This window comes from uncultured Henriciella sp. (assembly GCF_964005855.1).
Lineage (GTDB): Bacteria > Pseudomonadota > Alphaproteobacteria > Caulobacterales > Hyphomonadaceae > Henriciella.
Map to the genome: position 1 here is coordinate 57960 of NZ_CAXFSW010000012.1, position 13135 is coordinate 71094.

Sequence of the window (13135 nt, forward strand, 5' to 3'; positions counted from 1 at the left end):
GCCAGTCTGGTATCGCCAGGCCCTGGGCAGGCGCTGGAAGCGGAGCAATCCGACGAAGGCGAATTCCCGGGCGCCCGGATGGGCCGGACGCCTTAACTGGAGAACCGTAATGGATAAAGCTGGAAAGCAGGCGGCGCTGGCGGAGCTCGAAACAGTTTTCGAGAATTCCGGTGCAGTTGTCGTCACGCATTATACCGGTTTGAGCGTTGCGGAACTGACGAAGCTGCGCACCACGCTCAGAGAGCAGGGTGGGCGGCTTAAAGTGGTCAAGAACCGGATTGCCAAGATTGCCCTCAAGGGCAAGGGCGGCGATGCGGCTCAGGATCTCTTCTCTGGCCAGGTGGCTATCGCCTATGCAGAAGACCCGACGGTCCCTGCAAAGGCAACCGCCGAGTTTGCCAAAGACAATGAAAAGCTGAAGCTCATCGGTGGCGTCATGGGCGCCGAAGTGATGGACAGCGCGGGCGTCGAAGCCCTCGCGAAGATGCCATCGCGCGAAGAGATGATCGCAACCATTGTTGCCCGCCTGACCGGTCAGGCCAGCCAGATTGTCCAGCGCGTCAATGCGCCGGGCCAGGGTCTTGCTGGAGCGATCAAGGTCATTGGCGAGCAGGCAGCGGCATAGCGTCAGATAAGCCAACGCGAAACCAGAACACCTCTAAACCTGAACAAGAAAGTCGATCAGACAAATGGCAGATATTGCAAAACTTGGTGACGAACTTCTCGGCCTCACCATTCTCGAAGCAAAAGAGCTCAACGATTATCTCGAAGAGCGCGGCATCAAAGCAGCAGCAGCCGTGGCTATGGCTGGCCCGGCAGCCGGTGGCGACGCCGGCGGCGCAGCCGCTGAAGAAAAAGACGAATTCGACGTCATCCTCGTGGACGGCGGCGACAAGAAGATCAACGTCATCAAGGTCGTGCGCGAAGTCGTGTCCGGTCTTGGCCTGAAAGAAGCCAAGGAGCTCGTCGAAAGCGCTCCGAAGCCGATCAAGGAAGGCGTCAACAAGGACGAAGCCGAAGAACTCAAGAAGAAGTTCGAAGAGGCCGGTGCCAAGGTTGAAATCAAGTAAGCCGGTCCCGGCTTGCATATGAAGAGGCAGCGTCTGCGCGAGGCGCTGTTTCGGTAGAGTAAATAGCGCGGCGGATCCCGTTGAGGGTCCGCCGCGTGCTCGCGTTTCAGGTGGCAAGCCGCCACCGTGTCCGCATGCTGCGGGCCGGAGTTGGCGGCAAGAAACGGAACAGAAGATGGCTCTTTCTTTCACGGAAAAAAAACGTATCCGCAAATCCTTCGGTCGTATTCCCGAAGCCATCGACATGCCAAACCTCATCGAAGTGCAGCGCTCCTCCTATGAGCAGTTTCTGCAGATGCATACGGCGCTCACCGAGCGCACCGATGATGGTCTTGGCGGTGTCTTCAAAAGCGTTTTCCCGATCATCGACTTCAATGAGCGCGCAACACTTGAATACGTTTCGTACGAATTCGAGCCGCCGAAGTTCGATGTGCAGGAGTGTATGCAGCGTGACCTGACCTACGCAGCGCCGCTCAAGGTGCGGCTGCAGCTGGTTGTCTTCGATATTGACGAGGACACGGGCGCGAAATCGATCAAAGAGGTCAAGGAGCAAGAGGTCTATCTCGGCGATATTCCGCTGATGACCGACAAGGGTACGTTCATCGTGAACGGCACCGAGCGTGTGATTGTGTCCCAGATGCACCGCTCGCCGGGCGTCTTCTTCGACCATGATCGCGGCAAGACCCATTCGTCCGGCAAGCTTCTCTTCGCGGCCCGGATCATTCCATATCGCGGGTCCTGGCTCGACTTCGAGTTTGACGCCAAGGACATTCTGAACATCCGCATCGACCGCAAGCGCAAACTGCCTGCGACGACGATGCTGTATGCGCTCGGCTATGACACAGACGAGATCATCGACCTCTTCTACACCCGTTCGGTCTACCGGCTGGACAAGAGCGGCTGGATCATGGGCTTCCGCCCGGAAGCGTGGAAGGGACAGAAGCCAAGCTATGATCTTGTTGACGCGAAGACCGGCAAGGTTGTGGCGCCTGCGGATCGCAAGATCACAGCGCTCGCTGCCAAGCGGATCGTTGAGGGCGGTACGGACGAGCTTCTCGTTCCATCCACGGCTCTCGAGGGTAAGTTCCTCGGCCGCGATATCGTCAACCGCGAAACCGGCGAGATTTTTGGTGAAGCTGGCGACGTCCTGACTGAGGAGCTCGTTGCAGAGCTTCGCGAGCAGGGGCAGAAGTCGGTCGAAATCCTCAACATCGACGGCGCCGACCGTGGCCCGTGGCTGCGCAACACGCTGAAGGCGGACAAGAACGAGACGCGTTTCGAGGCGCTGTCCGACATCTACCGCGTCATGCGGCCGGGCGAGCCGCCGACGCAGGAAGCGGCTGACGCACTGTTCAACCAGCTCTTCTTCGATGGCGAACGCTACGACCTTTCCGCGGTTGGCCGTGTGAAGATGAACATGCGCCTGAATATGGCGCTCGGCGACTATGAGCCGGCTGAAGACAGCATGCGCACCCTGCGCCGCGAGGACATTGTCGGCGTCATGAAGGTCATCCTCGACCTCAAGGACGGCAAGGGCGAAGTCGACGATATCGACAACCTCGGCAACCGCCGCGTCCGCTCTGTCGGTGAGCTGATGGAGAACAACTATCGCATCGGTCTGGTGCGCATGGAGCGCGCCATCAAGGAGCGCATGTCCTCTGTCGATATCGACACGGTCATGCCGCACGACCTGATCAATGCGAAGCCGGTTGTGGCTTCGGTGCGTGAATTCTTTGGCTCTTCGCAGCTGTCGCAGTTCATGGACCAGACCAACCCGCTGTCGGAAATCACCCATAAGCGCCGTCTTTCGGCACTTGGCCCGGGCGGTCTCACCCGTGAGCGCGCAGGCTTCGAGGTTCGCGACGTTCACCCGACACACTATGGCCGTATCTGCCCGATTGAGACGCCGGAAGGCCCGAATATCGGCCTGATCAACTCGCTCGCCACCCATGCGCGCGTGAACAAGTATGGCTTCATCGAAAGCCCGTACCGTAAGGTCGAGAAGGGCAAGCTGACCGATGAGGTGGTGTATCTCTCCGCCATGGAAGAGCACCGCTTCGCGATCGCGCAGGCCAACGCCACGGTCAACGACAATGGCGAGCTGGACAATGAGTTCGTCAACGCCCGCGTGAACGGCGAAGCGACGCTCGTCCCGCGGGAGGAAGTCGAATATATGGACGTGTCGCCGAAACAGGTCGTTTCGGTCGCTGCAGCCCTCATTCCCTTCCTTGAAAATGACGACGCCAACCGCGCCCTGATGGGCTCGAACATGCAGCGTCAGGCTGTGCCGCTGGTCAAATCGGAAGCGCCTTTTGTCGGTACCGGCATGGAAGCGGTGGTTGCCCGTGACAGCCGCGCGGCGGTCGTCGCGCGCCGTGCGGGTGTGATCGAGCAGGTTGATGCGACGCGTATCGTTGTTCGTGCGACCGAGGATATCGATTCTGCCAAGTCCGGCGTTGATATCTACCGCCTGGCGAAGTTCCGCCGGTCCAACCAGAACTCCTGCATCAACCAGCGCCCGATTGTGCGCGTGGGCGACGAGGTGCAGGCTGGCGACATTATTGCGGACGGCCCGTCTACCGATCTTGGTGAACTGGCGCTCGGCCGCAACGTGCTCGTCGCGTTCATGCCGTGGAATGGCTACAACTTCGAGGACTCGATCCTCATCTCAGAGCGGATCGTGAAAGACGACGTCTTCACGTCAATCCACCTGGAAGAGTATGAGATCGCCGCTCGCGACACCAAGCTCGGCCCGGAAGAGATCACCCGCGACATCCCGAATGTCGGCGAGGAAGCCCTGCGCAACCTCGATGAGGCCGGGATCGTGGCTGTCGGTGCTGAAGTGAAAGCCGGCGACATTCTCGTCGGCAAGGTCACGCCGAAGGGCGAAAGCCCGATGACGCCGGAAGAAAAGCTCCTGCGCGCCATCTTCGGTGAGAAGGCATCCGACGTTCGCGATACCTCGCTGCGTGTGCCGCCGGGTGGTTCCGGTACGGTCGTTGAAGTGCGTGTGTTTAACCGCCACGGCATCGACAAGGACCAGCGTGCCCTGCAAATTGAGCGCGAGCAGATCGAGCAGCTGCAGGAAGACAAGGAAGACGAACAGAACATTCTGGAGCGCAACACCTATGCGCGCCTGCGTGAACTTCTTGTCGGCAAGGACGCTGCGGCCGGCCCGAAAGGCTTCAAGACCGGCAAGATCACCGATGAGGCCCTCGACGAGCTTCGCGAGAGCCAGTGGTGGGAAATTGCGCTGAAGTCTGAAAAGGCACAGGGCGAACTTGATCAGCTCCAGAGCCGCTTCGACGACTCCCTGCGCGAGCTTGAAGCGCGTTTCAATGACAAGGTCGACAAGGTCCAGTCGGGCGACGACCTGCCGCCGGGCGTGATGAAGGTCGTGAAGGTCTTCCTCGCCGTGAAGCGCAAGCTTCAGCCGGGCGACAAGATGGCCGGCCGTCACGGCAACAAGGGTGTGATCTCCAAGATCAACCCGGCCGAGGACATGCCTTTCACCGAAGACGGGACGCCGGTCGATATCGTGCTCAACCCGCTCGGCGTGCCGTCGCGGATGAATGTCGGGCAGATCCTGGAAACGCATATGGGCTGGGCTTCGAATGGTCTTGGCCGCATCGTCCAGAATGCGCTCGATGAGTGGAATGAGAACCATGACAACAAGGCGCTGCGCGACACCGTGCAGCGGGTCTATGGTGAAGGTGACGAGCTGCCGGAAACCGACGAGGAAATCGTCGAGCTGGCTTCCAATCTCGGTAATGGCGTGCCGATTGCGACACCGGTCTTTGACGGTGCGCGCGAAGCCGACATCGTCGAGATGCTGGAGCGGGCAGGGCTGGATGCATCCGGTCAGGTGACGCTGTTCGACGGCCGGACCGGCGAAGCGTTCAAGCGCAAGGTCACGGTGGGCTACAAATATCTTCTCAAGCTGCACCATCTGGTGGACGAGAAGATCCACGCCCGTTCGACTGGCCCATACTCGCTCGTTACCCAGCAGCCGCTGGGCGGCAAGGCGCAGTTCGGTGGCCAGCGCTTCGGTGAGATGGAGGTCTGGGCACTTGAGGCGTATGGCGCTGCCTACACGCTTCAGGAAATGCTGACCGTGAAGTCTGACGACACGGCCGGCCGTGCCAAGGTCTATGAGGCGATCGTCCGCGGCGATGACACATTCGAGGCCGGTATTCCGGAATCGTTCAACGTGCTCATCAAGGAAATGCGTTCGCTGGGTCTCAACGTTGAGCTGATCGAGGCCAATGAGGATGACGATGATGAATCGCCGGTGGCAGCTGAATAGGCTGCCGCATGGCAATCGTGTCTCTTAGAGACTAGGATTTATTCAGGCCGGATATCAGGTCCGGCCAACCCCCTCCCGAGGAGCGGAAAATATGCGCCAAGACGTCACAAACCCCTTCAATAACGCCAACGCCCCGGCCCCGAGCTTCGAGGCCATCAAGATTTCCATCGCCAGCCCGGAGAAGATCCGGTCCTGGTCTTCGGGCGAGATCAAGAAGCCGGAAACGATCAACTACCGGACCTTCAAGCCTGAGCGCGAAGGCCTGTTCTGTGCCCGTATCTTCGGTCCGATCAAGGACTATGAGTGCCTTTGCGGCAAATATAAGCGCATCAAGTATCGCGGCATTGTCTGTGAGAAATGCGGTGTGGAAGTTACCCTCGCCAAGGTTCGCCGCGAGCGCATGGGTCACATCGATCTTGCTGCGCCGGTCGCGCACATCTGGTTCCTGAAATCACTTCCTTCGCGCATCTCGACGTTGCTCGACATGGCGCTGAAGGATGTCGAGCGGGTTCTTTACTTCGAGAGCTATGTCGTCATCGAGCCGGGCCTCACCCCGCTCGAGCCGAACCAGCTGCTCACCGAAGAAGAATACATGGAAGCCCAGGACGAGCATGGTGAGGATGCCTTCACCGCCATGATCGGCGCCGAGGCCATCCGTGAGCTGCTTCGTGCCCTCGATCTTGAATCGCTCGCCGACCAGCTTCGCGACGATCTCGCCGAGTCGACCAGTGAACTGAAGACGAAGAAATTCTCCAAGCGCCTCAAGGTCGTGGAGTCTTTCCTTGCATCCGGTGCGAAGCCTGAGTGGATGATCATGACGATCGTTCCGGTTATCCCGCCGGATCTTCGCCCGCTGGTCCCGCTGGACGGCGGCCGCTTTGCGACGTCTGACCTCAACGATCTCTATCGCCGGGTCATCAACCGTAACAACCGCCTCAAACGCCTGATGGAGCTTCGCGCGCCGGACATCATCATCCGGAACGAAAAGCGCATGCTGCAGGAATCTGTCGATGCCCTGTTCGACAATGGCCGCCGCGGTCGTGTCATCACGGGCACGAACAAGCGCCCGCTGAAGTCGCTCTCCGACATGCTCAAGGGCAAGCATGGCCGTTTCCGCCAGAACCTGCTCGGCAAGCGCGTCGACTATTCGGGCCGTTCGGTCATTGTGGTTGGCCCGAACATGAAACTTCACGAGTGTGGTCTGCCGAAGAAGATGGCGCTCGAACTGTTCAAGCCGTTCATCTATGCGCGTCTCGATGCGAAGGGCCTCGCCGGTACCGTGAAGGCCGCCAAGAAGCTCGTCGAGAAGGAAAAGCCGGAAGTCTGGGATATCCTCGAAGAGGTGATCCGCGAACACCCGGTCATGCTGAACCGTGCGCCGACGCTTCACCGTCTTGGTATCCAGGCGTTTGAACCGAAGCTGATCGAAGGCAAGGCCATCCAGCTCCACCCGCTGGTCTGCGCTGCGTTTAACGCTGACTTTGACGGCGACCAGATGGCCGTTCACGTGCCGCTGTCGCTCGAAGCCCAGCTTGAGTGCCGCGTCCTGATGATGTCCACGAACAACATCCTGTCGCCGGCGAATGGCAAGCCAATCATCGTGCCGTCGCAGGACATCATTCTCGGTCTCTATTATCTGTCGCTCGACAAGGACAAGGAGCCGGGCTCCTACAAGACCGACAAGGAAGGCCGCCCGGTCCAGGGCATCTATTCCGACATGTCGGAAATCGAGCACGCACTCAATGCGGGCTACCTCTCGCTGCACGCCAAGATCAAGGCGCGCTTTGAAGGCGTCGATGAAGAGGGCGAAGAAGAAGTCCGTATCATCGATACGACGCCGGGCCGCTACATGATCGCTTCGCTTCTGCCGAAGATGAAGGGTATGCGTGCCGAGCTGGTCAACGACCTGATGACCAAGAAGGCGATCTCCAAGCTGATCGACGAGGTCTACCGGAACTGCGGTCAGAAGGCGACGGTCATCTTCTGTGACAAGCTGATGGAGCTTGGCTTCCGCGAAGCCTGCAAGGCGGGCATCTCGTTCGGCAAGGACGACATGAAGATCCCGGCGGCCAAGGCCAAACTGGTTGAAGATACCCGCGCGCAAGTGTCGGAGTATGAGCGCCAGTATGCCGAAGGTCTCATCACCCGCGGCGAGAAGTACAACAAGGTGGTCGACGCCTGGTCGACCTGTACGGACAAAGTCGCTGACGCGATGATGGACGCAGCCGGTGAGGCTGAGATCAACAAGGAAACGGGCCGTCAGGAAGAGACCAACTCGGTCTTCATGATGGCGCATTCCGGTGCGCGTGGTTCGAAGAACCAGATGAAGCAGCTTGCCGGTATGCGCGGCCTGATGGCCAAGCCGTCCGGTGAGATCATCGAGACGCCGATTGTGTCGAACTTCAAGGAAGGCCTGACCGTCCTTGAATACTTCAACTCGACGCACGGTGCCCGTAAGGGTCTGGCCGATACGGCCCTCAAGACGGCAAACTCGGGTTACCTGACCCGCCGTCTGGTCGATGTGGCACAGGATTGTATCATCGTTGAGGACGATTGCGGGACCGACAAGGGCATCATGATCGCTCCGGTCATGGAAGGCGCCGACGTCACCGTTGCACTGTCCGAGCGTATCCTTGGCCGCACCACGGGCTGGGACGTGAAAAATCCGAAGACCGATGAAATCATCTGCCCGGCCAATACCTATATCGATGAGGCGCTTGCCCAGAAGATCGAGGAAGCCGGTGTTGATGAGATCAAGGTCCGCTCGCCGCTGACCTGTGAGACCAAGACCGGTGTCTGTGTGGCCTGTTATGGCCGCGACCTCGCACGCGGCACGATTGTGAACAAGGGCGAGGCCGTCGGTGTCATCGCGGCCCAGTCGATCGGTGAGCCGGGTACACAGCTGACCATGCGGACCTTCCACATTGGTGGGGCTGCGTCCGTGGCAGAGGAAAGCTCGGTCGAATCCGCGTTCGAAGGCAAGATCAGCTTCGAGGAAGCCGAGACAGTCACACGTACGGACAAGACGCTTGTTGTCGTTGGCCGCCAGATGTCGGTGTCTGTCATCGACAGTGATGGCCGCACCCGTCAGACCTTCAAGCCTGGCTACGGCACGCGTCTCTACGTCAAGGATGGCGCGAATGTGAAACCGGGCGAGAAGCTTGCCGACTGGGATCCATTTGCCCAGCCGCTCATCTCGGAAATCTCCGGTGTCGCCAAGCTGATCGACGTTGTCGATGGCATGTCGGCCCGTGAGGAGACCGACGAGGCGACCGGCATTTCGTCCCGCGTGATCGTCGACTATCGCGGCAGCAAGGGCAACGAGCTTCGCCCGGCTGTCCTGATTACCGATGAGAAAGGCGAGGCGAAGACGCTTCCGAACGGCACAGAGGCCCGCTACCTGCTTTCGCCGGGCGCGATCCTCTCGGTCAATGACGGCGATGAGGTCGGTTCCGGCGACAGTCTCGCACGGACCGCGACCGGCGGTGCGAAGACCAAGGACATCACAGGTGGTCTGCCGCGTGTTGCCGAGCTCTTCGAAGCCCGCCGTCCGAAAGACAATGCGGTCATCGCCGATATTGACGGACGTGTGTCGTACCTGCGCGACTACAAGAACAAGCGCAAGATCGGCATCATCCCGGAAGAAGAGGGCGTCGAGCCTGTCGAATACCTCGTTCCGAAGAACAAGCGTATCTCGTTCCAGGATGGCGACTTCATTCGGCGCGGTGAATACCTTGTCGATGGTAACCCGGCGCCGCAGGACATCCTCGGCTCGCTGGGCATCGAGGCGCTGGCTGACTACCTCGTCGACGAGGTCCAGAAGGTCTATCGCCTGCAGGGTGTTCCGATCAACGACAAGCACATTGAGGTGATCGTTCGCCAGATGCTGCAGAAGATCGAAATCACTGATCCGGGCACGACGACGCTTCTCAAGGGCGAACATGTCGACCTGCTTGAGCTGGAAGAAGCGAACGCAGCGGTCCGCCGCTCGCGCAAGCAGGACCAGCGTGAGGCTGAAGGCGTGCCGGTGCTCCTTGGTATCACCAAGGCGTCCCTGCAGACCCGCAGCTTCATCTCTGCGGCATCCTTCCAGGAGACGACGCGCGTACTGACCGAAGCAGCCCTTCAGGGCAAGGTCGATACGCTCGAAGGTCTCAAGGAAAACGTCATCGTCGGCCGTCTTATCCCGGCCGGTACCGGCGGTGGCATGCGCAACTTCCGGCGCGTTGCCGCGCAGCGCGACCAGAAGCTCAAGGCCAAGCGCCGCGAAGCCGCTGAAAAGGCAGCTGCAGCTCTTCCGGCACCTGACGCCGCTGAATAGTTGCAGTTGCAAAAGACCCTATCGCAGCACGTCCCGTCCCAAACACTTGACGGGACGTGTGCAGGGTCTTAACACGCGCCGAACGCTGGCTGAGGCGATAGGTTTATCGCTTCCGGCAGGCCGAAGGGCTTCCGTCAGGCCGGCATAGTACGGAATTGGTGGTCCGACCGGGTCAGGAATGGCCCCGTCGGGCTATCTTGGTTTGAACTGGTCCGATGGGGCCAAGTTAGAAAGCAGTCAAAAAGGCCCTCATGCCCACGATTCAACAGCTCATTCGCCATCCGCGCAAGCCAAAGCCTGCGCGCCAGAAAACCCCGGCCCTGAAAGGCAATCCGCAACGCCGCGGTGTCTGCACGCGGGTCTATACGACGACGCCAAAGAAGCCGAACTCCGCGCTTCGTAAGGTCGCGAAGGTCCGTCTGACGACCGGCTTTGAGTCGCTCTGCTATATTCCAGGCGAAGGTCACAACCTCCAGGAGCACTCCGTTGTGCTGATCCGTGGCGGTCGTGTGAAGGACCTTCCCGGTGTGCGCTACCACATCCTGCGCGGCGTCCTCGATACCCAGGGCGTCAAGAACCGTAAGCAACGCCGCTCGCATTACGGCGTGAAGAAACCGAAATAAGGGTCGAGAGAACATGTCACGTCGTCACCGCGCCGAAAAACGCCAGGTTCTGCCTGATCCGAAGTTCAAGGACATCGTTATTTCGAAGTTCATGAACCAGATCATGCTGGACGGTAAGAAATCCACCGCCGAGCGCATCGTCTATGGTGCCTTCGACCTTGTCGAGGAAAAGGCCAAGAAGGACCCGGTCGAGGTCTTTCACGCCGCGCTCGAAGCCATTTCGCCAGCTGTCGAAGTCCGTTCGCGCCGCGTTGGTGGTGCAACCTATCAGGTGCCGGTCGAAGTCCGTCCGGAGCGCCGTCAGGCCCTCGCGATCCGCTGGCTCGCTTCGGCTGCCAGCTCGCGGAATGAGAACACGATGCGTGAGCGTCTGGCCGGTGAGCTGCTCGACGCCTCGCAAGGCCGCGGCACGGCTGTGAAGAAGCGGGAAGATACCCACCGCATGGCCGAGGCCAACCGCGCCTTCTCCCACTACCGCTGGTAACACATTCGATCCGTTCCTCCCGGAACAAGACAAAAAGGTAATCCCATGGCCCGCGAATACTCGTTGGAGCGCTATCGTAACTTTGGCATCATGGCCCACATTGATGCTGGCAAGACGACGACGACCGAGCGCATCCTGTTCTACACCGGCCGTTCCCACAAGATCGGCGAAGTCCATGATGGCGCTGCCACCATGGACTGGATGGAACAGGAGCAGGAGCGCGGCATCACGATTACGTCGGCTGCGACAACCACGTTCTGGTTCCGCACCGAAGATGGCAACACGCCGACCGGCCTCTATGGCGACACGCCTGAAGAAGCCAAGTTCCGCTTCAATATCATCGACACGCCTGGGCACGTCGACTTCACCATTGAGGTTGAGCGTTCGCTGGCCGTTCTCGACGGCGCTGTCTGTGTTCTGGACGCCAATGCCGGTGTCGAGCCGCAGACCGAAACCGTCTGGCGCCAGGCCGACCGCTACAAGGTTCCGCGCATCGTCTTCGTCAACAAGATGGACAAGACCGGCGCTGACTTCTTCAACTGCGTGAAGATGATCAAGGAACGCACGGGCGCGATCCCTGCACCTATCCAGCTTCCGATCGGTTCGGAAAACGAGCTGGAAGGCGCTGTGGATCTCGTCACCATGAAGGAATGGGTCTGGGAAGGCTCTGACCTTGGTGCATCATGGGTCGTTCGCGATGTTCGCGATAGCCTGAAAGCCAAAGCCGAAGAAATGCGCGCAGAGCTCGTCGAGCTGGCTGTGGAGCAAGACGAAGCGGCCATGGAAGCTTACCTCGAAGGCACCGAGCCAACCGAGTCCGAGCTCCGCGTTCTGATCCGTAAGGGCACGCTGTCCATGTCCTTCGTTCCGGTGCTCGCTGGTTCTGCGTTCAAGAACAAGGGCGTCCAGCCGATGCTGAACGCCGTGATCGACTATCTTCCAGGCCCGCTCGACGTGCCTGCCTATATGGGCTTCAAGCCGGGCGACGACGACGAAGTCCGCAATATTGCCCGTCATGCAGACGACAATGAGCCGTTCTCCGGTCTTGCCTTCAAGATCATGAACGACCCCTTTGTCGGTTCGCTGACCTTTGTGCGTATCTATTCCGGTACCGTCTCCAAGGGCGGCTCCATGCTGAACTCCACCAAGGGCAAGCAGGAGCGTATCGGGCGCATGATGATGATGCACTCGAACAACCGCGAGGAAATCGAGGAAGCCTTCGCTGGCGACATCATCGCGCTCGCCGGCCTCAAGGAAACCACGACGGGCGACACGCTCTGCGACAAGTCCGATCCGGTCGTTCTTGAGACGATGACCTTCCCCGATCCGGTGATCGAGATCGCTGTTGAACCGAAATCGAAGGCCGACCAGGAGAAGATGTCCATCGGCCTGCAGCGTCTGGCTGCCGAGGACCCGTCCTTCCGCGTCGAGACCGATATCGAATCCGGCCAGACAATCATGAAAGGTATGGGCGAGCTTCACCTCGACATCCTGGTTGACCGTCTGAAGCGCGAATTCAAGGTCGAAGCTAACATCGGCCAGCCGCAGGTCGCCTATCGCGAAGCCATCGGCCGTCCGACCGAAATCACCTATACGCACAAGAAGCAGTCGGGTGGTTCGGGTCAGTTCGCCGAGGTCAAGATCCAGTTCGAGCCGCTCGAAGCCGGGTCCGGTTTCGTGTTCGAAAGCGCGATCGTTGGTGGCTCGGTGCCGAAGGAATACGTTCCGGGCGTTGAGAAAGGCCTCAACCAGGCCAAGGAAAACGGTCTTCTGGCCGGCTATCCTGTGACCGACTTCAAGGCGGTTCTCGTCGACGGCAAGTTCCACGATGTGGACTCCTCGGTTCTCGCCTTCGAAATCGCATCGCGCGCTGCTTTCCGCGAACTGCGCACCCAGGCTGACCCGAAGCTCATGGAGCCGATGATGAAGGTCGAGGTCGTGACGCCGGAAGAGTATATGGGCGATATCATTGGTGACCTGAACTCCCGTCGCGGCCAGATCCAGGGCTCGAACCCGCGCGGCAATGCCGTCGTGATCGGTGCCTTCGTGCCGCTGGTGAACATGTTCGGCTATGTCGGTAACCTGCGCGGCATGTCGCAGGGCCGGGCCCAGTTCACCATGGTCTTCGACCACTATGCCGAAGTCCCGAAAGCCGAAGCCCAGAAGATCGTTCAGGATCTCGCCGGCTGATAAACGAGACGTCCCGCACCGGGCCTTGAGGTCCGGTGCGGTGCATTCACATAACTGACTGACGTTGGAAATGAAGGAGAGGCCCGATGGCCAAAGAGAAGTTTGCGCGGAACAAGCCGCACGTAAACATCGGCACGATCG

The 13135-nt window shown here is 59.8% G+C and carries 7 protein-coding genes; all 7 read left to right on the forward strand.

Annotated features, from left to right (window positions below):
• The first annotated feature begins 109 nt into the window (after window positions 1-109).
• The 7 genes from rplJ to fusA all read left to right on the forward strand — a co-directional run bounded on the left by rplJ (window position 110) and on the right by fusA (window position 12994).
• Window positions 110-625: a 50S ribosomal protein L10 gene (gene rplJ / locus ABNU55_RS12065; RefSeq protein ID WP_290753869.1), complete on the forward strand. Its 516-nt coding sequence runs from the start codon at window positions 110-112 to the stop codon at window positions 623-625.
• Between the two features lie 64 nt (window positions 626-689).
• Window positions 690-1070 (forward strand): 50S ribosomal protein L7/L12, encoded by a 381-nt coding sequence (rplL, locus tag ABNU55_RS12070; RefSeq protein WP_290753866.1) that lies wholly within the window; start codon window positions 690-692, stop codon window positions 1068-1070.
• Window positions 1071-1245: 175 nt separating this feature from the next.
• Window positions 1246-5376 (forward strand): DNA-directed RNA polymerase subunit beta, encoded by a 4131-nt coding sequence (rpoB, locus tag ABNU55_RS12075; protein WP_290753864.1) that lies wholly within the window; start codon window positions 1246-1248, stop codon window positions 5374-5376.
• A gap of 91 nt (window positions 5377-5467) precedes the next feature.
• A complete protein-coding gene (gene rpoC / locus ABNU55_RS12080) occupies window positions 5468-9697 on the forward strand; it encodes a DNA-directed RNA polymerase subunit beta' (RefSeq protein WP_348764381.1) in 4230 nt (1409 codons plus the stop codon).
• A 251-nt stretch (window positions 9698-9948) separates the two neighbouring features.
• Window positions 9949-10320, forward strand: a complete 372-nt coding sequence (gene rpsL, locus ABNU55_RS12085) for a 30S ribosomal protein S12 (RefSeq protein ID WP_290751854.1) — start codon at window positions 9949-9951, stop codon at window positions 10318-10320.
• 13 nt (window positions 10321-10333) lie between these two features.
• A complete protein-coding gene (rpsG, locus tag ABNU55_RS12090) occupies window positions 10334-10804 on the forward strand; it encodes a 30S ribosomal protein S7 (RefSeq protein WP_290751857.1) in 471 nt (156 codons plus the stop codon).
• 45 nt (window positions 10805-10849) lie between these two features.
• Window positions 10850-12994, forward strand: a complete 2145-nt coding sequence (gene fusA / locus ABNU55_RS12095; RefSeq protein ID WP_290751859.1) for an elongation factor G — start codon at window positions 10850-10852, stop codon at window positions 12992-12994.
• The last annotated feature ends 141 nt before the right edge of the window (window positions 12995-13135 follow it).